The sequence below is a fragment of the Paenibacillus sp. P4_A9 genome (genome assembly GCF_056402415.1).
Genome location: NZ_JBFUHL010000015.1, coordinates 1 through 22,640 on the forward strand (window position 1 = coordinate 1; position 22,640 = coordinate 22,640).

At 47.1% G+C, this 22,640-nt stretch carries 21 protein-coding genes; 5 read left to right on the forward strand and 16 right to left on the reverse strand.

Annotated features, from left to right (window positions below; all coding sequences use genetic code 11):
• Together AC1DVJ_RS12845 and AC1DVJ_RS12850 are read right to left on the reverse strand one after the other, a co-directional pair.
• Positions 1-311: GDSL-type esterase/lipase family protein (locus AC1DVJ_RS12845; RefSeq protein WP_477591254.1), on the reverse strand; the 311-nt coding region annotated here is incomplete at its 3' end.
• Positions 312-390: 79 nt separating this feature from the next.
• The gene (locus tag AC1DVJ_RS12850) at positions 391-729 is read right to left on the reverse strand and encodes a hypothetical protein (protein WP_477591255.1); all 339 of its coding nucleotides are present in this window, start codon (positions 727-729) and stop codon (positions 391-393) included.
• Between the two features lie 91 nt (positions 730-820).
• Here AC1DVJ_RS12850 and AC1DVJ_RS12855 point away from each other — a divergent pair, with 91 nt between their 5' ends.
• Positions 821-1,984, forward strand: a complete 1,164-nt coding sequence (locus AC1DVJ_RS12855) for a M20 family metallopeptidase (protein ID WP_477591257.1) — start codon at positions 821-823, stop codon at positions 1,982-1,984.
• Here the strand turns inward: AC1DVJ_RS12855 and AC1DVJ_RS12860 are convergent.
• From AC1DVJ_RS12860 to AC1DVJ_RS12905, 10 genes are all read right to left on the reverse strand, one after another.
• Positions 1,918-3,234, reverse strand: a complete 1,317-nt coding sequence (locus tag AC1DVJ_RS12860; protein ID WP_477591259.1) for an MFS transporter — start codon at positions 3,232-3,234, stop codon at positions 1,918-1,920. The two genes, AC1DVJ_RS12855 and AC1DVJ_RS12860, sit on opposite strands and share 67 nt — an antisense overlap.
• 93 nt (positions 3,235-3,327) lie before the next feature.
• On the reverse strand, positions 3,328-4,209 hold the full coding sequence (locus AC1DVJ_RS12865; protein WP_477591261.1) for a DMT family transporter: 882 nt from the start codon (positions 4,207-4,209) through the stop codon (positions 3,328-3,330).
• 104 nt (positions 4,210-4,313) lie between these two features.
• Positions 4,314-4,655, reverse strand: coding sequence for a bacillithiol system redox-active protein YtxJ (gene ytxJ / locus AC1DVJ_RS12870; RefSeq protein WP_477591262.1), 342 nt, complete (start codon positions 4,653-4,655; stop codon positions 4,314-4,316).
• A 142-nt stretch (positions 4,656-4,797) separates the two neighbouring features.
• Positions 4,798-6,399: a PucR family transcriptional regulator gene (locus AC1DVJ_RS12875; protein WP_477591264.1), complete on the reverse strand. Its 1,602-nt coding sequence runs from the start codon at positions 6,397-6,399 to the stop codon at positions 4,798-4,800.
• A 218-nt stretch (positions 6,400-6,617) separates the two neighbouring features.
• The gene (locus tag AC1DVJ_RS12880) at positions 6,618-7,034 is read right to left on the reverse strand and encodes a PaaI family thioesterase (RefSeq protein WP_477591266.1); all 417 of its coding nucleotides are present in this window, start codon (positions 7,032-7,034) and stop codon (positions 6,618-6,620) included.
• Positions 7,035-7,087: 53 nt separating this feature from the next.
• Positions 7,088-8,758, reverse strand: coding sequence for a long-chain-fatty-acid--CoA ligase (locus tag AC1DVJ_RS12885; protein WP_477591268.1), 1,671 nt, complete (start codon positions 8,756-8,758; stop codon positions 7,088-7,090).
• Positions 8,759-8,794: 36 nt separating this feature from the next.
• Positions 8,795-10,567, reverse strand: coding sequence for an acyl-CoA dehydrogenase family protein (locus AC1DVJ_RS12890; protein ID WP_477591270.1), 1,773 nt, complete (start codon positions 10,565-10,567; stop codon positions 8,795-8,797).
• A gap of 78 nt (positions 10,568-10,645) precedes the next feature.
• Entirely contained in the window at positions 10,646-11,833 is a 1,188-nt protein-coding gene (locus AC1DVJ_RS12895; RefSeq protein ID WP_477591271.1) for an acetyl-CoA C-acyltransferase, read from the reverse strand.
• Positions 11,834-11,889: 56 nt separating this feature from the next.
• Positions 11,890-14,283: a 3-hydroxyacyl-CoA dehydrogenase/enoyl-CoA hydratase family protein gene (locus tag AC1DVJ_RS12900; protein ID WP_477591273.1), complete on the reverse strand. Its 2,394-nt coding sequence runs from the start codon at positions 14,281-14,283 to the stop codon at positions 11,890-11,892.
• A gap of 61 nt (positions 14,284-14,344) precedes the next feature.
• Positions 14,345-16,372 (reverse strand): (Fe-S)-binding protein, encoded by a 2,028-nt coding sequence (locus tag AC1DVJ_RS12905; protein WP_477591275.1) that lies wholly within the window; start codon positions 16,370-16,372, stop codon positions 14,345-14,347.
• 255 nt (positions 16,373-16,627) lie between these two features.
• Between AC1DVJ_RS12905 and AC1DVJ_RS12910 the strand changes: the two genes are divergently transcribed.
• The 3 genes from AC1DVJ_RS12910 (at position 16,628) to AC1DVJ_RS12920 (ending at position 19,074) form a co-directional block, all read left to right on the forward strand.
• The gene (locus AC1DVJ_RS12910) at positions 16,628-17,215 is read left to right on the forward strand and encodes a TetR/AcrR family transcriptional regulator (RefSeq protein ID WP_477591276.1); all 588 of its coding nucleotides are present in this window, start codon (positions 16,628-16,630) and stop codon (positions 17,213-17,215) included.
• Between the two features lie 70 nt (positions 17,216-17,285).
• Positions 17,286-18,050 (forward strand): electron transfer flavoprotein subunit beta/FixA family protein, encoded by a 765-nt coding sequence (locus AC1DVJ_RS12915; RefSeq protein WP_477591278.1) that lies wholly within the window; start codon positions 17,286-17,288, stop codon positions 18,048-18,050.
• 40 nt (positions 18,051-18,090) lie between these two features.
• On the forward strand, positions 18,091-19,074 hold the full coding sequence (locus tag AC1DVJ_RS12920; RefSeq protein ID WP_477591279.1) for an electron transfer flavoprotein subunit alpha/FixB family protein: 984 nt from the start codon (positions 18,091-18,093) through the stop codon (positions 19,072-19,074).
• A gap of 60 nt (positions 19,075-19,134) precedes the next feature.
• Here the strand turns inward: AC1DVJ_RS12920 and AC1DVJ_RS12925 are convergent, their stop codons facing one another.
• Positions 19,135-19,704, reverse strand: a complete 570-nt coding sequence (locus tag AC1DVJ_RS12925) for a hypothetical protein (RefSeq protein ID WP_477591281.1) — start codon at positions 19,702-19,704, stop codon at positions 19,135-19,137.
• Positions 19,705-19,938: 234 nt separating this feature from the next.
• Positions 19,939-20,526 (reverse strand): hypothetical protein, encoded by a 588-nt coding sequence (locus tag AC1DVJ_RS12930; protein WP_477591283.1) that lies wholly within the window; start codon positions 20,524-20,526, stop codon positions 19,939-19,941.
• 295 nt (positions 20,527-20,821) lie between these two features.
• On the opposite strand from AC1DVJ_RS12930, the gene AC1DVJ_RS12935 reads away from it, so the two are divergent.
• A complete protein-coding gene (locus AC1DVJ_RS12935) occupies positions 20,822-21,244 on the forward strand; it encodes an ester cyclase (RefSeq protein WP_477591285.1) in 423 nt (140 codons plus the stop codon).
• A 71-nt stretch (positions 21,245-21,315) separates the two neighbouring features.
• On the opposite strand, the gene AC1DVJ_RS12940 is transcribed toward AC1DVJ_RS12935, so the two are convergent.
• A complete protein-coding gene (locus AC1DVJ_RS12940; RefSeq protein WP_477591287.1) occupies positions 21,316-22,299 on the reverse strand; it encodes an alpha/beta fold hydrolase in 984 nt (327 codons plus the stop codon).
• A 115-nt stretch (positions 22,300-22,414) separates the two neighbouring features.
• Positions 22,415-22,630, reverse strand: a complete 216-nt coding sequence (locus AC1DVJ_RS12945; RefSeq protein ID WP_477591288.1) for a YezD family protein — start codon at positions 22,628-22,630, stop codon at positions 22,415-22,417.
• Positions 22,631-22,640: the final 10 nt, after the last annotated feature.

Below are 22,640 nucleotides of genomic sequence, written 5' to 3' on the forward strand. Positions count from 1 at the left end.
GTTTTGAGCACCGTATTATCCCCGTCATAGAAAAAAGGAATTGCCGCTTGAATGAGATCGTTCCCGCCAGCTGTAATCGTGATGAGAGTTGCTTCTCGAATATCCTTCTGAAGTTGCAGATCAGACTCGATAATCTCCAGCAATTGCGCTGTCGTGGCACCATTGGTGCCAGCATGACGCAAGGAAACAGGTACATTCAGCTGACACTCCAACCTTTGTCGATACACCGAAACGAAGCCTTGACCTTCCTCTGCACCAAAACCAACGGTTAAAGAATCACCAAACGCCAAATATTGAATTCTTTTTTCCATCGCTATCCTCTCCCCTAAAGCGTGACGTATATTACTATATGCGCCTCCGCCCAGTTTGGGAAGGGATACCTATAGGGGTTCATTCGTCGTTTTTTTTGGCGCTTTCAAGCTGAGAGATATAATCTTCGATTTGCGCTTTCTCTGCATACGTGAATTGGAATTCACTGTCACAGCCTTCATCGTGCAGGACAATTTGTACAATATCGCCATCTGTATTGCAAATAACAAGAATAGAAGGAGAAGAAAGGCCTTCTGGAAGCTCTTCCCCTTCAGCCAATCCCATGCCTAAGAAAATATCCCGCCATTGACCGCGGCTTTCCGCTTCAAGAAAGGATAAGCTAAACCGGTGTTCCTCATGTTCTGCCCCATATTTCATCATCGTCGATCTCTCCTCTTTCTCATATACACGAATGATCATGCTTGAAGCGTTACGTCTTTGCATTTGGTAGTTCTCGCTTCTATATACTACAATGGAGTTAAGAACCATTCAACAAAGGAGCCAACATCAGATGAAATCAACCATATCTCAAACCATAGAAAATAATGCCGCAAGATTCAAAGACATCTCCCGCTTTATCGGGGCAAACCCAGAGCTCGGACATGAAGAATTCCTTGCTTTCGCACGTTTAACGGAAGAATTAGCCTATCATGGCTTCCAGATCGAACGCGGTGTTTTAGAGATCCCTACTGCTTTCATCGCGACTTATGACTCTGGTAAACCAGGTCCCGTTGTCGCGTTCATGGCTGAGTATGATGCGCTCCCTGAGCTCGGTCATGCCTGCGGTCATCATCTCATCTGCATGATGAGTATTGGGGCTGCAATCGGTCTCAAAGCGGTCCTAGCAGACACCGGCGGCAGCATTCGTGTCTATGGCACTCCAGCAGAAGAAACCAAAGGCGCCAAAGTTCCCATGGCTGCGGCCGGGCTTTTCCAAGACGTCGATATCGCGCTCATGGCACACCCTTATTATGCCTATGAAAAATCAGGCGAATCGCTGGCGATGGATGCCATCGAATATGAGTTCTTCGGCCGCTCCGCGCATGCCGCAGCTCAACCGTACGAAGGCATCAATGCGCTTGACGCGGTATTGCAGCTATTCAACAGCATCAATGCGCTTCGCCAGCAGCTCAAGACAGATGCCCGCATTCACGGAATCATCAGCGAAGGCGGTAAAGCGCCCAACATCATTCCGGATTACGCCGTCGCCAGATTTTACGTCCGCTCGGCAACGCGCAGCTACACGAATGAGCTTGTACAAAAGGTCCTTCACTGTGCAGAAGGTGCTGCGCTTCAAACCGGCTGCACACTGAAAACCTCGTTCTACGAATACTCTTATGATGAGCTCCGCACGAACGAAGCTTTATCTAGCGTGTTCACAGATCAATTGTTCGAGCTTGGAATCAATCCGAAGGAAATCGAAATCGGCAAAGATCACGGTTCCCTGGATCTCGGCAATGTCTCAACCCAATGCCCAACCATTCACCCATTCGTGAAGGTGGTAAATGAGCGGCACTTGCTCCATACGAAGGAATTCCGTGATCTCGCCATGACGGAGCCTGCGCTAGACAGTATGCTCTTCACGGCAAAGGCGCTAGCCTACACCGCTTATGAAGTGCTATCCAAACCTGCCTTATTAGCTGCCATAAAAGAAGAATTTGCTGCTGCAAAGTGACCGTTTTTCCGTTCTTCCAGCTGTGCAAGGATAGTATAGAACATCGCCATACCTATCACACCGCTGAGTGCGATCAATGAAGCCATAAGCCATGAAGACAGCATGCCGCCAAGGATTACCCCTAGACCACCTAGAAACGTAGCTCCTCTATATACCATTCCATATACGGCCATATAGGAGCTGCGTGCATGGTCAGGTGCCAGGTTGCCAAGGTAGGCTTGCTTAATCGGGACGTACATCAGCTCCCCAACAGTTGCAATCAGCATCGATAGTAAGAGTAAACCAGGTTGATTACTGTAAGCCAGATAACTATACCCCGCAATATAGCAAGCATACCCAATAAATAGCACTCTGCGATCAGAGAACCTACGCATGAGAACTCCCATAAATACCGAGAGAACAACCACGAGCACGGTATTCTCTGTACGCATAAACCCAAGCATTTTGAAGCCATCAATCCGCCAAGCATCGGTTATCCACGGAAGAAAAGGTGTATCCACCATCTCTTTCCCCAAACGAACAGCCACATAGTTGCCAAGATGAAACTCCACCGATACAAGCAGTAAGGATGCGATTGTAAAAATCAGAAACGTCTTATCACGCAGAACCATGTGGTAATTTGCCCAAATCGAAGGGCTATTCTTCTTCTTTTTATCGCCTTTCCCTATTATTTGAGGCTTATAATCATCTTGAATATAGACATACGTTATGATACCAGTGATCAAACCTATCACAGACAAGGCAATAAACAATTCGAACAAATACGATTTAAATAAGAACGCTCCCGCCATACCCGCGATAGCAAAGGATAAATTGTTCATCCAGTACATGATGGCATACATGAATTTGCGTTCTCCTGGAGCCGTAACATCCAATAGCATCGCCTCGTTGGCGGGTCCATGAATCCCCCAGAATATGCTGACAACAATCATTAGGATGAAGGTTATACCCGCTGACTCAAACCAAGGCGAATTTGCTGCTGCCATGAGCATGAAACTGAGCATCCATCCGATTTCTGCGGCGAGCATGAGCTTCTTCCTCCCATATCTATCGGAGTAATACCCGCCAATGATTCCGGCAACGACACCAGCCAAAATGCCTAGAATAACGACCAGTCCAGCCAATGTGTCCCCTAATTTCCCMGAGAAATAAATCGACATAAAAGGAAGCACCATATTATTGGCTGTGCCCGATAAGAAGGATAAGCCAATTCTTAATTTGACATTGCGATGAAAATCTCGAAATCTCATGTAGCAGCCTGCCTCCATCTCAAATCATTTTAATAGCTATCTATCATTGCTTACCTTATTTACCTATGTTCAATTAAAGAGTGCAAGAAACGCTTATGGTTTCTCATTACTACGTAAGAACAACGCGACACCGACCAACAGCAAGCAACCAGCCAACAGCTGCATCGTCGTAATCGTTTCACCTAGCAAGAAATAGGCTAAAATTGATGCTCCTAGCGGCTCTCCAAGCACGGTCATCGATACCGATGACGCCTTCATATATTTCAGAAGCCAGTTAAACACATAGTGTCCGAAAATCGTGGAAACAAAGGCTAAAAGGAAGAAAATACCCCATTCCTTCAATGGATAGCCTGTGAACGATTCACCTGAGAAAACATTCGTAACCGCGAGCGTTAGCCCCGCGAATAAGAAAACAAGAAAGCTGTACACATAGGCTGAGATACGCTCGCGTAAGCTTTTGCCAAGTAACATATGTAAGGCAACAGCGATCGTTCCGACGAGGGACAGCACATCCCCTTTAAGCGCATCTCCGGAAAATTGAAAATCGCCCCACCCGATGCAGATGGCCCCCACAATCGCGATACACATCGCAATCAGTGCGGTACGACTTGTCCGAACGCCATAGAGAAGAAAAGCGCCAACAAGTACAAAAATCGGCTCCAGCGTCAGAATTGCAGTCGAGCTTGCTACCGTTGTAAATCGCAGCGAATCCATCCAAAATAAAAAATGCAAACCAAGCGCAATACCCGATATTGCTGTACGAAGCCAATCTCTCAGCTTGATTATCGTAAACTCTTTGCGATAGTTCCACAGAAAGGGCAGCATTAATACATTGGTCATAAGCAGCCTATACATGGCGATCACAGAAGCCGATGCGTCGGACCATTTTACAAAAATAGAGGAAAAAGATATCGCAATAATGCCGATTAAGAGGAAGATCGGGATGGGAATTTTCGTTTTATTCATCGCATTCATTGTAAGTAACTCCTTAGGTGTAAGAATCCTTTTTGTTGTCGTGAGAAAACCCTCCGATTCATCTACACCAGTAGACAAAACGAAGGGCTGGATGCGTTGCCGATCTAGTCCAATACCGCGGACATATGTTTGTTCGTCACAGACCAGTGTGAAGTATTCCAGATGGATTCTTTATTTTTGAAATAAAGAATTTGCGGGGAAGCATGCTTGATAGCAAGGTCCTCTGCGATTTGATTCGAAACCGGACGTGACTCAATGACTTTCACCAAGAAATAATCAACATCCTCATTGTGTGTACCAGATAAATATTGTTCGTATTCATCAAGTGCGCTCGCACTTACTGGACAAGTTGTACTGTGCTTCAGAATGACAGCAGGCTTTTCGGTGGAACGATCAAGTACCTCCTGCCATTCAGTTAACGTCGTTAACTCTTTCCATTTAGACATGTTTTACATCTCCTTTTTCTACTCTCTCCTCAAAATTATAAGGTAACTACTTCGCTTATGCAACTTACACTGGCCTCCGAACTCCTGTGTTTACAACAAAAAAACCCTAAGTGCCTTAATGGCAACCTCGGGTTCTGTTCACTTATGATCTTACATGCAGGAACTGACGGAATAAGAAGACAGCCTTCAGCTTCAATAGATCATTTACTTTTTTGAAATCAACTTGCAAAAGATCACTAATTTTCTCCAACCGGTACGTTACCGTATTTCGATGGATGAACAATTGCTTAGCCGCCTCGCTGACTTGGCCATCGTTTCGAATAAATACCTCGAGTGTCCGAATCATCTCTTGCGAGTACTCCGGATCTTTCTCTAAGAGAGGACGTAATATTTTGGCACAATAATCTTCCATCATCGGAGATGATAAATGCTGAAAGAGATGAGCGAACTCGATCGTCTCATAATGAAGCACTCGGTCTGGCAAACAAAGCTTCTCCGCCATCCGACCCGTCTCGCCACATTCCAAGTAAGCTTCGCGAAGAGCCGTAGGCTTCACTTTCAGCGAAGACGTGTAGAACACGATGCCATCTCCATCAGATGCCTTTCCTGGCTCCCTTTCAAACTTGCTTAATAGCTGCGATAGCTCTTCTTCTGGAAAGCCATCCGCTTGTGTCGTGGAGTAGATCGAAAACAAGTGATCCTTCAGAATGAAATGATATCCACGCAAGTTGCTGGATTTCGAATGGGACTCCATGTATTGCTTTAATTCTTTGAGCTTCTCATTTGTATCCTCCGCAACCAAAGGCGCCTTCTTGCTCTTCCCAATGACACATTGGTAAGCACCCGTAAAGATGAATAAGCTTCTGGCTTCCGCCTGCTCCATAAACTCCTCTAGGGACGTTCCTTTATCCAGATAGCGGATCAGGTTATTCTGCAAATCCCGCTCTGCTGAAGCCTCAACATGCGATCGAAACGTATAACTCATATGAAAGGTTAGAATATCAGCTGCTTGCTGGAATAAACCTTCTTCTACAGTTGCTAATAACATGACATCCGGAATGATTAACAAATGACCTAGCGGCTCATCATCCTGCTGCTGCAAACCAATGCGATACGCCCGATCCTTCCCTGCGTAGACCCAGCCTGATTTACGCTTTTTCGGCCAATTCTGAGCTAACTGATCCGAACTCCACGTACTTGAATTAAATAAAATTTGACCTCTCGCTCCGACGACCGCCATGGGATACCCAAGAATCTCACTCACGAGTTGAAACATCGAAAGCATATTATTTTGCTTCAGGCCAAATTGCATCAGTTTCTTCTGCTTTTCGAGTACCGTTTGCAATAACTCTGTATTCCGGCGATATTCCGCGTTAAAAAGCGCATTCATTTGATCTGAAAATGTAAATTGAAAAGGCATTTCGATGATAGGAAAATGTAAGCGATCAGCTTCATCCATGACAATTTGCGGCAGCTCCGTCCAAAATCTCCCGAGCTTTATCCCTAGACCCGCGGCTCCACGTTCATTTAATTTGCGCAGGAGGTTCACGGTTTCTTGCGGGCTGTCTTTCATCGCGTATGCGGTAGTGAACAGCATTTCACCCGACTTTGTCCAATCTGCAATATCAGGTGCGTCCATGACATTAACAGATTTCACAATACGGGATTCCCCTTGTTTACCGGCGACTAGCTTCGCTTCCGTTAAAGGATAAATCGCCAACGCTTCACGAATGGTAAGATGCATCGTGCTTCCCCCCTATGCCTTTTAATCGATTATAGGATGACCTTATGTAATCAGTCAATGAATATACGTCATAAAACATAACATCAAATACGAATTTATGAAATCTTTATGAAAATTATCTTTTTCATGTTATGTTATATGACATAAAACATAAGAAAGAACCTTCACAACCACTTTCCTCGTGGTAATGAAGGCCTCTAACTTCGAAGGGCATTCGTCTAAATCACACGAAACGATCCTGTTCCTATTGTCCCCAAATTGCCTTCACGATCCTCGACGCGACCTTGCGCAGTAATCATTTTACGCGATTGATGGACGAGCTCCGCCGTTACCAACAGCCGCCCTGCATAGAGAGGAGACACAAAATGCACATTCAGATTGGTCGTAACGACCTTCTCCTCCGGTCTAGCTATCATCGCAATAATCCCCATAGCGGTATCCAATAATGAGGAAGTCACGCCACCATGAACCATACCAATCGGATTTAAGTGATGCGACTTAGCCTCCAAGGCAATCGTTATGACCCCGTCCTTTAAACTAACGAATTCACAACCCAGATAGCCCCAGAAGGTGGATTCCGCTGCTGCTGCGAGCTGCTGCAATCTCCTTATGATATGTTCATTTCCATCATCCATTGGACTCCCTCCTTCTCTGTAAGGGCTGCCCCTACGTATGATCGTAAAGCTCTTTAGTGCTTCACTTCTTCCTCTAGTAATTGACGCCTTAGCACTTTTCCAATCATCGTCTTTGGAAGAGATTTCCTGAATTCAACCTTACGCGGCACTTTATAGGCTGCCAGTCGCTCTCTGCACCAGACATCTAACTCTTTCTCAGTTAATGTCATTCCTTCTTTCAACACAATAAAAGCTTTCACCGTTTCCCCACGGTATTCATCAGGAACGCCTGCTACAGCCGCTTCAAGAATTGAAGGATGCTCGAAAAGGACTTCCTCAATATCGCGAGGATAAATATTAAAGCCGCCTGCAATGATTAAATCCTTTTTCCGGTCCACGATCGAGAAAAAGCCGTCCTCATCCATACGTCCCATATCTCCGGTATACAGCCAGCCGTCTTTGATCGTCATCGCTGTTTCTTGCTCACGCTTCCAATAGCCCTTCATGACTTGCGGCCCTTTAATGATAATTTCACCGATTTCACCGATTGGCATTTCTTCGCCGGTGTCAGAATCCACGACTTTCGTGTCCGTATCCGGAAACGGTACGCCGATCGACCCTATTTTACGAAAACCCCAAATGGGATTTGCATGCGTAACGGGCGAAGCTTCCGTCAACCCATAGCCTTCAATTAATTTACCTCCGGTCAATGATTCGAAGCGCTCTTGAACCTCCAAAGGCAATGGCGCTGAACCGCTTACACATACATTGATGGAGGAAATATCAACCTCTTTCACACGTTTATGATTGATTAACGCTACATACATGGTAGGTGCACCTGGAAAAATACTAGGCTTCAATTTATGAATTGTGTCCAAAATCATATCAATATCAAACTTTGGAATTAAGATGAGCATCCCCGCTCGATACATAGCTTGATTCAACAGAACAGTCAATCCAAAGACATGGAAGCAAGGGATTGCACCTAAGAATCGATCGCCGCCTGGCATCACTTGATAACACCAATTACTCGTCTGATACGTATTTGCGATTAAATTCGAATGTGTCAGTATCACACCTTTGGATAGCCCCGTTGTTCCTCCAGTATATTGAAGCAGAGCAATATCAACATCGGCATTGACGTTCACACAAATCGGCGCAGCGGATGCTGCTCGCAGTAATTTCTTGAAAGCATACACGCCATCACCATAGGTGACATCTAGCTTGGCGCCATCCTTTTTCATTTTAATCGGATATAACAAATTCTTCGGAAACGGCAAATAGTCCTTAATCGAAGTCACGATAACATGGCGTACAAATGTCCTTGCTTTCGCCTTCTGTACACGATCAAATAGCAGGTCCAACGTCACAATCACGGTTGCTTCCGAATCAGAGAGCTGATGGATCAGCTCTCTCTCCACATACAGCGGATTCGTCATAACGACAATTCCGCCCATCAACAATGTGCCAAAATAAGCAATGATGGCCGAAGGGCAATTCGGCAGCATGATCGATACCCGTTCCCCTGGACGTACCCCCAGATCTGTCAGCACATGTGCAAATTGATACGATGCATGAAGCAATTCACGATACGAAAGCTTTTTACCCAAGAAATACAAGGCAGACCGTTCGGGATATTGACTAGCTGAATCAACCAACAACCGTGCTAGATTATGTTTCGGGTACTCGTACGTCGGCGCCACTTCCGATGGATAATGACGCAGCCAAGGCTTTGCCTCCCCCATACAAAATCATCCCCTTCAGGTTACTTACATCGAGACTCATCCGATGAATTTCTCACCCTGAATTACACGTGCGGCGATGTCGCGCTTCAACCCCACCGTATTGACACTGCTGCGTCTAGACAGCTTTTTGAGTATAGATAGTTGAGTCCGAAGCACATCTCCTTCTTCCATCGTACTGAGCGCCTCTTTCGCATATGCCTCAATTTTATCAAAAGCTTCATGAACAAATACGGTTGTGAGCTGAATCGCATTTGTTGCCTTTGCTTCACCTAGCTTGTGAATGAGCTTTTGAGTCCGTAACAGCCCGCTTTCCGCTGCAAAAATTTGAATCATAATATCCGCTAGACAGCTCAAAACCTCCTGATTTTTCTCGAGCGCCATGCCATATTTCTGAACCGCAAGCCCGCCGACCATGAGGAATACCTTCTTCGCCATCGTCACCAGATGAGCTTCTTCCGCCAGCGTGCCTTCAAATGTTTGGCCTGGCATGTAGGCAAGTAATTCGCCTTGCAGCTCTTGCGCTTTTTGCAGCAAAGGCAGTTCGCCTTTCATCGCTTTCTTCACTAGCGTTCCTGGGATAAGTAAACGATTAATTTCATTCGTGCCTTCGAAAATACGATTAATCCGGGAGTCGCGATAAATACGTTCAACTTTATACTCTTGAATAAAGCCATAACCGCCATGAATTTGCAGTCCTTCGTCGGCAACGAAATCTAGAACCTCTGAGGCGAACACCTTATTAATCGAGCATTCCAGCGCATATTCGGAAATGCCTTTGGCCGAAATCTTGCCCGCATCTGGACTCGTGTGATCAATATCCTTGAGGATCGTATCAAATAAGCCCGTCGTCCGGTACACCATACTTTCAAGGATATATGTTTGAATGTTCATTTCCGCTAGCTTTTTACCAATTAGTGGGAATCGTGAAATCGGCGTCTGGAATTGCTGACGTGTATTCGCATATTTCACAGCAAGCTCAATCGTCTCTTTGGATGCGCCTAGACAACCAACAGCTAATTTATAACGGCCGATGTTCAAAATGTTAAAAGCGATGAGATGACCTTTCCCGATTTCGCCGAGCAGGTTTTCTACAGGAACTTTCACATCCTCGAAAAAGAGCGGTCGTGTTGAAGAGCCTTTAATCCCCATCTTCTTTTCTTCGGGCCCCATTGTAAATCCAGGATCACCCTTTTCCACGATAAACGCTGTGAAGTCCGTTCCATTAATCTTGGCGTAAACGATGAAAATATCAGCGAAACCGGCGTTTGTGATATAGAGCTTGGAGCCGTTTAAGAGGTAGTGCTTCCCGTCTTCCGAGAGTCTGGCCGTTGTTTTCGCACCAAGGGCATCCGAACCTGATGTTGGCTCTGTTAAGCAATAGGCAGCGATTTTCGCTCCAGTCGCTAAGTCAGGTAAATATTTCTTCTTCTGTTCCTGTGTACCGAAGAAAACGATGGGCAGTGTTCCAATCCCGACATGCGCGCCTATCGATAAAGCAAACGAGGATGCACGCGCTAAATTTTCACTTATGATTGTGGAGCTGACTTTATCCAAGCCGAGGCCGCCATATATCTCCGGTACATCAGCCCCAAGCAACCCGAGGTCGCCGGCACTACGCATAAGTTTTACGGTCAAATCATAATCCAACTTCTCCAAATGTTCGTCATTCGGCAAGACTTCCCCATTCACATAGTCACGCGTTGTTTCGGCAATCATGCGATGCTCCTCGGTGAAATCCTCAGGTGTTACGATCGCGTGAAAATCAATATCCGTTATCACAAAGCTTCCGCCAACGACTTTGTTCGTCATGAGTTAACTCTCCTTTACATGTGGATGCTGATATTGAAAACTTATGCCACAACTATGTTCGTTCCGATCAAGATCAAATTATTCCACGGCATGAACTTTGAAAACACCAGCCGCTCCCATGCCGCCGCCGATACACATCGAGACAACACCATACCCGCCGCCTCGGCGTTGCAACTCGTATATTAAGCTCGTCGAAAGCTTAGCACCTGTGCAGCCAAGTGGATGACCCAAGGCAATCGCTCCGCCGTTTACATTGACTTTCTCTTCATCAATCCCAAGCTCGCGTACAATATGAACGCATTGTGAAGCGAAAGCCTCATTAATCTCAAATAGATCAACTTGATCTTGGGAGATACCAGCCATCTTCAGCGCCTTCGGGATCGCTTTGACGGGTCCAACGCCCATGATTTCCGGCTCCACACCGGAAAGCGCGAATGACAGGAACGTCGCCATCGGCTTCAGCCCGAGCGCTTCCGCGCGCTCGCGACTCATCAGCACGGCCGCCGCTGCGCCGTCCGACGTCTGTGACGCGTTGCCCGCCGTCACAGAGCCCCCCAAGCTGAACGCAGGCTTCAGCTTGCTTAATGTCTCCACGGATGTATCGGGGCGAACGCCCTCATCCGTGGCAAACACATATGAGCGAACGTAGGCTTTGCCTCGTTCGTCCACGCCTTTCACGCTCGTGCTCACCGGCACGATCTCGTCCGTGAAGCGGCCGGCGGCGATGGCCGCCGCCGCCTTCTGATGGCTGCGCGTCGCGAAGCCATCCTGCGCTTCGCGCGAGATGCCGAAGCGCTGCGCGACGGCTTCGGCTGTATGCCCCATGCCCATGTACACCTCGGGCATGGTCTCGACCAGCCGCGGATGCGGCGAGAGCTTGAAGCCCGTCATCGGGACGTGGCTCATACTCTCAACGCCTCCGGCGATGACCACCTCGGCGTGGCCGAGCATGATGCGCTCCGCCGCATAAGCGATGGCTTGCAAGCCGGAGGAACAGAAGCGGTTGACCGTGATCGCCGGCACGGTCACGGGAAAGCCCGCATACAGCGACATCGTGCGGGCGAAGTTCAGCCCTTGCTCGCCTTCGGGCATCGCGCACCCGATAATGATATCCTCGACATCACCCTTGTCGAGTCCGGGTACTCGCCGTACAGCTTCTTCGAGTACGGCTTTGCCTAGATCTTCCGCGCGCGTTTGCGCGAAGCTGCCTTTCTTCGCGCGCCCTACGGCGGTGCGTGTTATGGATACAATGACGGCTTCCTTCATCGAACTCACCTCACTAGGAGTAATTGGATAAAAATTCCACTTTTACAGTTCCCCGACTAATTCCGCAAAGCCTTCCCCTTCGAAAGCATATACTGCATCCGCTGCTGCGTTTTGAGCTCACCACATAGACTCAAGAAGGCCTCACGCTCCAAATCCAGCATATATTGCTCCGTAACTAGCGTCCCCGCTGGTACATTACCTCCAGCTAGCACATGTGCGAGCTTATTCGCAATCAACTGGTCATGCGCACTGATATAGCCGCCTTGGCGCATCGTATAGGCCCCAACCTGCATGACCGCTTTCCCGTTCTCGCCCACAACGCGGATTTTCTCTATCGCTGGCGGCGTATAGCCAGCCGCATCCATTCGAAGCACCGCTTGCTTGGCTTCATAAATGCGATGATCTGGATTCACAACTACAGAATCCTGCGCTCGCATAAAGCCGAGACGTTTCGTATCATGACCACTTGTAGACACTTTTGCCATTGCAACCGTTTCGAACACCGCATTGATCCACGGCTGCAGATCAACCTCCGGGTCTCTGATTTGCTGACTCGCCAGCAAAGCCAGCTCTTTACAGCCGCCTCCGGCAGGAATGAGACCTACACCTGTCTCAACGAGTCCGTAGTACGTTTCCGCTGAGAAAATCGTCTGATCCGATGGCATACACGCCTCAACACCACCACCGAGCGTCATTTTGTGAGGGGCAGCAACGACGGGTTTATCCAGTCTTTTCAGCTTCAGCATCGCGCTCTGGAACAATCGAATGATGCCATCCACTTCATCCCACTCGCCATCCTGCGCTTCCATAAGCAACAGCATGAGATTAGCGCCAACACAGAAGTTTTTACCTTCATTGGCAACAACCAACCCGCGATAATTACTACGCACCTCATCAACACTTTGCTGAATCATCGTGAGAATATCCGCGCCAATCGCATTGTTCGGTGAATTAAACTCTAAGCAAGCCACGCCATCGCCAATATCAATTAAACTCGCACCGCTGTTCGAGCGGATGACTTTGTTTTGCTGTTTAAGCGCCGCTAGCGAAATGATCTCTGGTCGGGACTCCACCTCGCCTAGCTCACGATTCAATATGGCGAACGTTCGCCCATCCTTTCGCTCATAGAAGCTGTCATGACCAGCCGCAATCCACGCCTTTACCCAATCAGGAACCGCGCTGCCTTCAGCTTCCATTCGCTCTACTGAACGCTTCAAGCCAATCGCATCCCATGTCTCAAAAGGTCCCAACTCCCAGTTAAAGCCCCACTTGAGCGCATTATCGATATCCACAATGTTGCTTGAGATTTCATTCCATGTCTCAGCCGCATAGAGCAGAACAGGCTTCAAAATGTTCCACGCCAGCTCCGAATATCGATCCTTCGCACCCAGCAATGCTTTTATTTTTGCGACGGTCCCTTTTGCCTGTTTCGAAGCTTCCAAGGAGGCGGAAGTAATCTTACGACCAACAGCATATTCCATCGTCGTTAAATTCAAAGCCTGAATTTCCTTGCCTTCAGCTGTTTTCACTTTCTTATAAAAGCCTTGGCCTTGCTTCTCGCCGATCCAGCCTTTGGCCACCATCTCTTTCAAGAGTGCAGGTGTATCGAAGACATCCTTTTCAACCGGATCCGTCACGAGTTCAAACACATTGTTCGCCACATGCACGAACGTATCGAGCCCAACGAGATCCAGTGTGCGAAAGGTCGCGCTTTTCGGCCGCCCCATGGCAGGCCCCGTGACGGCATCTACCTCTTCAACCGTATACCCTTTGGCCAGCATTTCTCTTAAAGTAATCAGTAGCCCGTAAGTGCCAATCCGATTACTTATAAAATTAGGGGTATCCTTGGCTTGAACGACGCCTTTCCCTAGCTTTTTCTCACAAAAATCACTCATAAAAGCAATGATGGCTGGATCCGTCTGCTCATTCGGAATAATTTCCAATAATTTCATATAACGCGGTGGATTAAAGAAATGAGTGCCAAGGAAATTCTTCTTAAATTCAGCTCCGGCATTTGCAACCATGGCATTAATCGAAATCCCCGACGTATTCGAGGAAACGATGATCCCGGGCTTCCACACCTTTTCAATGCGTGCGATGAGCTCTTGCTTTGCCTGCAAATTCTCGATAATGACTTCGACAATCCAATCCACTTGGCTCAGCTTCGCCCAATCGTCCTCGATATTCCCTGGTGTGATTCGTGAGGCAAAAGCTTCGCTATACAGAGGTGCAGGGTTTGTTTTTGTAAGCTTATCCATGGCACTAACTGCATAACGATTACGTACTTTAGGGTGATCAAGCGTAAGTCCTGCTGCTTCCTCTTGCGGCAGTAGCTGCTCCGGCACACGATCAAGCAATAAAACAGGAATACCTACATTGGCTAAATGCGCAGCAATACCGGAACCCATTACACCCGAGCCGATTACCGCTGCCGTACGAATAGTTGGCATGAGATCATCTCCTAAAAGTTTTTCGATAGAAAAACTAACTTCGTAAGCATTACTTAAGTTTTCAACCAAACACCGATTGCGCAAGAATTTCCGCGATATCCCTCGCTTTTACCTGTTCCTCTACTTCTTTCAGCTTCGTACCATCCTCCACCATCGTCAAACAATATGGACACGCCGAGGAGATCACCGTTGGCTTGACACTCAGAAGCTGCTCCGTACGCGCCACATTCACACGAGTACCCGCCGTTTCCTCCATCCACATCATGCCTCCGCCGGCTCCACAGCACATGCTGTTTTCGCGAGATCTTGCTTGTTCCACAAGTTCCACACCAGGAATCGCTCGCAACACATTGCGGGGCTCCTCATACACCTCGTTATAACGGCCTAAGTAACAGGAATCGTGGTACGTAATGCGCTCATTAACCGCATATTGCGGAGTCAAGCGTCCTTCTTTGACCCACAGGTCCAACAGTTCCGTATGATGAAAAACCTCGGCGGTTAAACCGAATTCGGGATACTCATTTTTGAATGTGTGGTACGTATGCGGGCATGTCGTGACGATCTTCTTAACCTTGTACTTTTGAAAAGTAGCAATATTATCCGCACACAGCTGCTGGAACAGGAATTCATTCCCCATCCGACGCGGGGTATCACCGGAATTTCTTTCCTCATTTCCTAATATGGCAAAAGAAATACCAGCCTCCTTCATTAATTTCACGAATGCATGTGTAATTTTACGGCTGCGATTATCGTATGCGCCCATCGAACCCAAGAAGAACAAGTACTCGAAGGTTGGATTTTCTTTGACGGTTCGCACTTGAAGCGCATCATCAGGATCCACTTCCTTGACCCATTTCACCCGATCGTTACGAGAGATGCCCCAAGGGTTGCCTTGCCTCTCAATATTCTGAAGTGCACGCTGTCCGTCGTGCGGCATACTGCCTTGCGTTAGCACTAAGTGCCTGCGCATATCAATGATTTTATCCACATGCTCGTTCGCGACTGGACATTGATCCTCACAGTTACGACAAGTCGTGCAAGCCCAAAGCTCTTCTTCGGTGATCACGCCTCCGATGAGTTCAACCTCCAGCGGGTTACCCTGCGATTCTGGCGCGAACACCATGGCAGGCACCCAAGGAGATCTCGAAGTTATGGCTGCGCCTTTCTCCGTCAAATGATCGCGCAGCTTCGTAATGAGATGCATCGGTGACAGCAACTTACCTGTCGTATTGGCTGGACATACGCTCGTACAACGACCACATTCTACACAAGAATAGAAATCCAGCATCTGCTTTTGCGTAAAATCCTCAATCTTGCCTACACCGAATGACTCCGCTTCTTCATCCTCCAAATTCAGCGAAGCCAGCTTACCTGTCGACTCTGTGCGCCGAAGTAAGATATTGATCGGTGCAGTAATAATATGAAAATGCTTGGACTGCGGCACATAAATGAGGAATGAGAGCAGAATCAGCAGATGCATCCACCAGCCTGCATAGAATCCCACTGTTGCCGCTGAAGTTGACATCCCTTCGAACAACGCAGCCCATGCCGATGTCAGCGGGGCGAAGCCGGAAGCTGGAAGACCCTCTCGCACACGTTCAAATCCTCCGCTTATGACAACGGATAACATAAGGAACATGATAAAAAACACAACAATACTTGGCTTCCAGCCTCGTTTAAGACGTTTAAGCTTTTCGATATACCGGCGATAGGTCGCGTAGCCCATGGCAAACACGATCAACCCAACCGTCACTTCCTGCATCAGAGTAAAGTAGTCATAACCAGGAATCGGTAACCCTCGGTCAATTAATCCTTTTAAAATAAGGTCCAAGGCGCCTAGCTGTAGAATAATGAAGCCATAAAAAATCACGATATGCATAATGCCGCTCTTTTTATCCTTCAATAATTTCGTCTGGCCAAACACTTGAACCGCAAATCCCTTGAGCCTTAAGCTAGCTTCCTTCTTCAGATCCATCGATTTCCCAAGCTGGATATATAAATAACGGTGATACACAACCCTACCGAACCCGTAGAGCGCCAAACCCGTAACCGCCAGAAAAAGGAGAAACTGAATCAGCGTACCGGTCATGGAGGACCCTCCTTTGTATTTAATTATTGTTAACGCTTACATTCGTGAATCGCAAAAAAGCAAATTTCATTGATCCCTTTTTAATAAGAGTAGAAACATGCTTCATTGTGAAGAGTAAGCCGACAAACCTCCCTACTTGCTTGGTTAAGCGGAATAAGTCGTTGACAAGGCGTACTGCGTATTTTATGATGAAATTACAAAAATGAATGAGTATTCATTCACCGATATTTGTATTCTAACACCGAGGTGATCTCCTTGACAAGTGGCAAAAAACCAGACAAATATTATGCGATTCTCGAAGGCGCGATGAAGGTATTTGCGGAAAACGGGTTTCATAAATCCCAAGTTTCGCGTATTGCCAAAGAAGCCGGTGTTGCGGATGGCACCATTTATCTCTACTTCAAGAAGAAGGAGGATATCTTAACTAGTCTTTTTCAAGAGAAATTAGGCGAGCTCGTTGAGAAGTTCAATCGTGCAGTTGATGAAAGCGTCAGCCCGAAGGATGCGCTGCGCAAGATCTGCGAAATCCATTTTGGCGAGTTGGAAAATAACATTCATATGGCCTATCTCACACAAATTGAGCTTCGCCAGAGTGATTTAGAGCTTCGCAAGGAGATTGGCCTTGCTCTCAAGAGATATATTATCCTCATTGAAAATATATTAGAAAAAGGAAAGAATGACGGCAGCTTCCGTTCGGATCTGGATGTGAAGCTGGTAAGGCTTCTTATTTTCGGAGGCATGGATGAAGTCGTCACGTCTTGGCTGATTTCCGGCCAGAAATATTCGTTAACGGCTCAGGTTGTTCCTACACTTGATTTTTTCTTGAGAGGCATTGAATCCTGAGGATGGCTTTGGCTTCAGAGACCACCAGTTAAAGTTCTTATTTCATGTATATTCAGGAGGGAGCTTGGCTATGGACATTTTTGTATTATTGAAGCAAACGTTTGATACAGAGGAGAAAATTGTCTTGCAGGATGGCGTCGTTCAAGAGGATGGCGTTAAGTTCGTCATTAATCCGTACGACGAATATGCCGTCGAGCAAGCCATTCAGCTTCGCGATGAACATGGCGGTAAAGTAACCCTTCTTTCTATCGGGCCAGATCGAACCGCGGAAGCACTTCGAACCGCACTAGCGATGGGAGCTGATGAAGCTGTCCTCATCACCGATGATCGGATTTTAGGCGATGAGTTTGAAATTGCTGAAATTTTGGCCCTGTATTTACATGACCAATCTGTGGATCTCGTATTAGGTGGAAACTTCTCTGTCGATAACGGGGCAGGCCAGGTGGCTATTCGACTAGCTTCACTTCTGGGCTTGCCACATGTTGCATCAATTACCAAATTGGACATTTCCGGAGATAATGCCGTCGTTCACCGCGATGCCGAAGGCGATATCGAAGTGATCGAGGTCCCGCTCCCTGCTCTTTTTACAGCTCAACAAGGCTTAAATGAACCTAGATATCCATCACTTCCTGGCATTATGAAGGCGAAGAAGAAACCTTTCAAACACTTAACCCTTGATGACATTCCAGGTGCAGATGTCATTATTGCCAAAACGACACGTTTGGCTTTATCCCTCCCGCCCGAGCGTCAAGCTGGTCGTATCCTCAAAGGCGAGCTTGCTAGCCAAGTGGCAGAACTCGTTCAAGCACTGCGTAACGAATCCAAAGTAATCTAAAAATACCCCGAAACCATATTATTTTAGGGAGGTTACGTCGATGGCTAAACAATTTCTCGTAGTTGCAGAGGCTCGCAGCGGCAAGCTTCGTCAAGTATCCTTTGAGGCCTTACGTTCCGCGCAGCTTTCTGCTGGCGATGGTGATACACTTACTGCTGTCTTGATCGGCGGCGCTGGCACGAAAGAGTTGGCTGGCGAGCTTGCCGCTTATGGCGCAGAAACCATCTATGTTGTTGAGGATGCGCAGTTGGCGAGTTATAGCTCGGAGGCGTTTTTGAGTGCGTTACTTGCTGTCACTGCTGTTGCGGGGCCAAATGCTCTGTATTTCGGCCACACATCAATGGGCCGAGATCTTGCACCCTTGGCCGCGGCTTCCCTCTCTGCTGGCCAAATTTCCGACGTTACCGCCATCGAGCGCAGCGGCGATAACGTATTGTTCACGCGACCGCTTTATGCAGGTAAAGCCGTCGAGAAGAAAGCGTTTACCGACCCAGTCGCACCCTGGGTCGTCACGGTAAGACCGAACAACATCGCGGCCGCAGAGCCTGACGCTTCGCGTCAAGCACAGCTTATCGATGTTGCCTATCCCGCTCCCTCCCTGCGCAGCATCATTCGGGAGGTCGTGAAAAAAACGTCCGGCGCCATCGACTTGGCTGAAGCCAAGATCGTGGTCTCCGGCGGACGGGGCGTGCGGAGCGCCGATGGCTTCCAGCCGCTCGAAGAGCTGGCTGCCGTCTTAGGCGGCGCGGTTGGGGCTTCCCGCGGAGCTTGCGACGCGGGGTACTGCGAATACGCGATGCAGATCGGCCAGACCGGCAAGGTCGTGACGCCGGAAATTTACATCGCGTGCGGCATTAGCGGCGCCATTCAGCATCTGGCGGGGATGAGCTCTTCGCGCGTCATCATCGCCATCAACAAGGATGCGGAGGCGCCGATCTTTAAAGTCGCCGACTACGGTATCGTCGGCGATCTATTCGAGGTCGTGCCGCTGCTGACCGAGGAGTTTAAAAAGCTGCTGGCGTAAAGCTGCAGCCGAAACCAGCCCCCTTCGCGCTGTGCGGAGGGGGCTCGTTTTAATAAATTATTACTTCCTCATCTTTCGCCGAACTAGTAAAATCGTCGTCCCTATTACAACAATTCCAATTATCGCAACCCAGATATAGGGATGTAACCGATTCAGATCACCTTCGAGATGAACCTGTTTCGTTGGCATTTTGCCCTCACCTAATACAGCCAGATCCTCCTTCGCTCGATCTAAACCAACCGTCCGATCGCAAATGATCGTGACAAGTAACTCTTTGTCTCCATACATGGTAGAGGGATGAGCATATACCAAATATTCCTTACCTTCCTCAAAATTAAATCCACAATCCCCGCCACCGCTTCCCGTGTGAATAATGATTTGAGATTCAGATCCACCTTTCCATATGCGGCTTACTTCGAATAGCGCAGCCTTCGTCAATCTTCCGTTTAAGGATCTTTGCTCCTTCACTTCAAGGACGCGTCCAGCAAAAGCTGCTTCCGATTGGCTCAATTGCGCTTCAACACTTTGAGGCCGAGCACACGAACACGCATAGGCAGTCGAAGGAAGGAATATCGTCAAGAAACTTGAACCTAGTAAAAGCATCACAATTAAACTTATTATTCTCCTCACCGTAACTCCCCCTTCTAACTCCGAAAGCATGAATACCTTACACAAATCATAAACGTGTCAGCGTTCCCAAATGTTTCAAGTCCTTCCCTGGTTCAATTCAACGGGGTCACCACACGAACATTTAACACCATAAGGCTTGCAACCAGCAAGCAACAATACCATAATTAATATAGATATTTTGATTACGTTCTTTTTTGTTTTATTCATTCTACTTACACCCTTCTCCATATTAATCTATTGCTTCCATTCATTCATCGTGATCGCTTTCATTTCTTTCTCCAGCTCTGGACCTAGATAGGCTCCTTGACTGAACACCTCACTGCCAGCCATATACATTGTCCTTACCGATGTTCCATCCTGTAAAATGAATTCCATAAAATATTGAAAAGTGGTTTTAGGTACCCCTCGTTTATAAATTTCTTCGAGGCCAATTCGTTCACGTTTCAGGAACAAATTCGTAATTGTTTCTATTTTTGCCGGATCGATCGTACGAATGTCCTGATCATGTGTATCGCGGGAAATTATGATTTTAGCCACTTTGCCATTGATATCATACAGGTCTGCGATGGTTTTAGCATTGTGGTTTCTGGTAACTTCATAGACTTTCTCCCCTGCCATCACACGAAAATCCTCCGAATATCCCTGGATCTCATAAATTTCCGTTCCTTCTTGTAAAAATGCAGCATCACCACTCTTCGTCTGATAGTCGGTACACGTTACATCATCAGCTACTCGGTGTTGAACCTCACCCAGCTTCTTCCCCTTAAGCACCGGCTGATTGCTGATCTCCTGTTTGGCTCCATATGATATGTCATTGATCATGACAAAATCAACCCAATCGATATCCCCCCCACAATTTGAACTAACGACTGGTCGTATAAGTTTCTTCACTTTTTCAATCGGAGTACAGCTAGTTAGCATCATTATTAAGACCACAATTAGCATCTTTCTCAAAACAAATTCCTACTTTCAACTCATTCTCACATCAAAAATAAGACGATGTGCGCAACATAAAAGTTTCACAATGTACTAACATGTAAATCTTGAACTTCATCCCACCTTCCCCTATACTGTTTCTACCTATAACTCATTCTTTTCAATTAAGGAGCAACCCCTGATGCCATTATCACCTAGAGAAGTCGTCCAACAGTTCTTCCAGTTAGTTCGGTCTGGTCAGCAGCCCGATGCAGCCCATGACTACATGGCCGACCAAGTGCTAGCTCATCAAATGACGGCTGAAAATGAAACGACTGTTCATCGTACTCCAACGAATTACGCCGATCATGTGCGAGAGATGCTAGCCTCGTACGGCTCATTTCAATTAGAAGTTCAGGAGCTCCTCGCCCAAGAGGATCGTGTCTATGTGCGATGGAAGCAGACCGGCACGCATATCAGCGACATCGATGGCTACCCGCCAACGGGCAAAACTATCATTGAAATCGCTAGCGCCGTTTATCGCGTAGAGAATGAAAGAATCGTAGAATACTGGATCCAAATTGACCGCGAAGGCATTCGTGTTCAACTTATTAGAAACGCTTAGTTTCGAGAAAAAAGCTGCTCCGAACCAGCCTTTTACGGCCTAACGGAACAGCTTTTCACCACTACCTTCTTCTATCTCCCAATCCAACTATCCAACCTAGCAACAATATCCCCCATAACCTCATCGCGGTTAATTTCATTCAACATCTCATGTCTGCCGCCTGGATACAGCTTATAGCTGATATCCTGAATCCCAAGCCTCTCGTATTCACGAATTAGATTGCGCACACCTTTACCTTGTCCGCCAACTGGATCTTCCTCACCCGAAAAAATATAAATAGGAACATCCTTCCGGATGCGATTTAAATGCTGGGGTTGATGAATTTCTTTCAGACCCTTAAAGAAATCTCTAAAGTACCCTGAAGTAAATACGCCGCCACAATAAGGATCCTCTAAATAGGCATCTACTTCATGTTCATCTCGACTCAACCAATCAAATGCAGTGCGATTCGGCTTAAATCGAGCGTTAAAGTTCCCGAAAGACAGCGCGGTCAACATCAAGCTTCTAAAATGATCCCCTCGAAACGCGGCTTCCATTGTCGCAATCGCAATCCCGGCATTAAGCGCAGCGCCTTCTTTTCCATTCGAGCCAGACAATATAATCCCTTGCACATGCTCAGGATACCGTTCCATATGAGAACCCATATAATACTGTGTTAAAAATGACCCCATACTATGACCCAGCATGAATAACGGCAGATTATCTCGCTCTTTATCTCGTATATTGAACTGGATGTTATCAACACATCGCGTGCGAATTTGTATCGTAATTTGACCCATTGCAGCAGCCATGGCATGAAAACTGTCCTTGCCAAACTTGCCCACGGCGTCAATTGAACCTGCCGTTTGGCCATGTCCCAAATGATCATTTGCATAGACCGCGTACCCATTCTTCGTTAATACTTCAGCTAATCGTTCATATCTGGCAGCCGTTTCTGCCATACCATGGGCAATTTGCACAATGCCCTTCAATTCCATGACTTCAGAAGGAAGCCACTCGTACACATAGTGATTGATTCCCTGCGTATCTTCCCAAATAAAATGACCTTTACGCATAAGATTCCCCTTCCAAATTCCGCTTCTATTCCTCTATAGTATACGACTTCTGACGCATGAAAACAGCCCCCATTCCTAATGCATGGGAGGCTGCTGTATAAGTGCATGGATTAAGCTAAACTTTACTTTTTTGTTTGGTTGATTTTACGGCTTGCAACGTCGCTTGAGCTTGCGGGATGGCTGTCGTTTCAAATCTTTTTCTTTCTGTCTTATCAATCTGTGTAATCTTGCCGTCGTGGACAACAATTTGCACTGAACCGTACTCTAACCCATCTAAAATTTGCTTAATTCGCTCTACCCAAACTTCATCTAGTTCTAGTGGTTTCGCCATCGTCATGCCT

Bases quoted from the DNA above. Each gene is read 5' to 3' on its own strand.
- AC1DVJ_RS12850 (WP_477591255.1), bottom strand. From the start codon at position 729: ATGATCATTCGTGTATATGAGAAAGAGGAGAGATCGACGATGATGAAA.
- AC1DVJ_RS12855 (WP_477591257.1), top strand. From the start codon at position 821: ATGAAATCAACCATATCTCAAACCATAGAAAATAATGCCGCAAGATTC.
- AC1DVJ_RS12865 (WP_477591261.1), bottom strand. From the start codon at position 4,209: ATGAATGCGATGAATAAAACGAAAATTCCCATCCCGATCTTCCTCTTA.
- ytxJ (WP_477591262.1), bottom strand. From the start codon at position 4,655: ATGTCTAAATGGAAAGAGTTAACGACGTTAACTGAATGGCAGGAGGTA.
- AC1DVJ_RS12875 (WP_477591264.1), bottom strand. From the start codon at position 6,399: ATGCATCTTACCATTCGTGAAGCGTTGGCGATTTATCCTTTAACGGAA.
- AC1DVJ_RS12880 (WP_477591266.1), bottom strand. From the start codon at position 7,034: ATGGATGATGGAAATGAACATATCATAAGGAGATTGCAGCAGCTCGCA.
- AC1DVJ_RS12885 (WP_477591268.1), bottom strand. From the start codon at position 8,758: ATGGGGGAGGCAAAGCCTTGGCTGCGTCATTATCCATCGGAAGTGGCG.
- AC1DVJ_RS12890 (WP_477591270.1), bottom strand. From the start codon at position 10,567: ATGACGAACAAAGTCGTTGGCGGAAGCTTTGTGATAACGGATATTGAT.
- AC1DVJ_RS12895 (WP_477591271.1), bottom strand. From the start codon at position 11,833: ATGAAGGAAGCCGTCATTGTATCCATAACACGCACCGCCGTAGGGCGC.
- AC1DVJ_RS12900 (WP_477591273.1), bottom strand. From the start codon at position 14,283: ATGCCAACTATTCGTACGGCAGCGGTAATCGGCTCGGGTGTAATGGGT.
- AC1DVJ_RS12905 (WP_477591275.1), bottom strand. From the start codon at position 16,372: ATGACCGGTACGCTGATTCAGTTTCTCCTTTTTCTGGCGGTTACGGGT.
- AC1DVJ_RS12915 (WP_477591278.1), top strand. From the start codon at position 17,286: ATGGACATTTTTGTATTATTGAAGCAAACGTTTGATACAGAGGAGAAA.
- AC1DVJ_RS12920 (WP_477591279.1), top strand. From the start codon at position 18,091: ATGGCTAAACAATTTCTCGTAGTTGCAGAGGCTCGCAGCGGCAAGCTT.
- AC1DVJ_RS12930 (WP_477591283.1), bottom strand. From the start codon at position 20,526: ATGATCAATGACATATCATATGGAGCCAAACAGGAGATCAGCAATCAG.
- AC1DVJ_RS12935 (WP_477591285.1), top strand. From the start codon at position 20,822: ATGCCATTATCACCTAGAGAAGTCGTCCAACAGTTCTTCCAGTTAGTT.
- AC1DVJ_RS12940 (WP_477591287.1), bottom strand. From the start codon at position 22,299: ATGCGTAAAGGTCATTTTATTTGGGAAGATACGCAGGGAATCAATCAC.
- AC1DVJ_RS12945 (WP_477591288.1), bottom strand. From the start codon at position 22,630: ATGGCGAAACCACTAGAACTAGATGAAGTTTGGGTAGAGCGAATTAAG.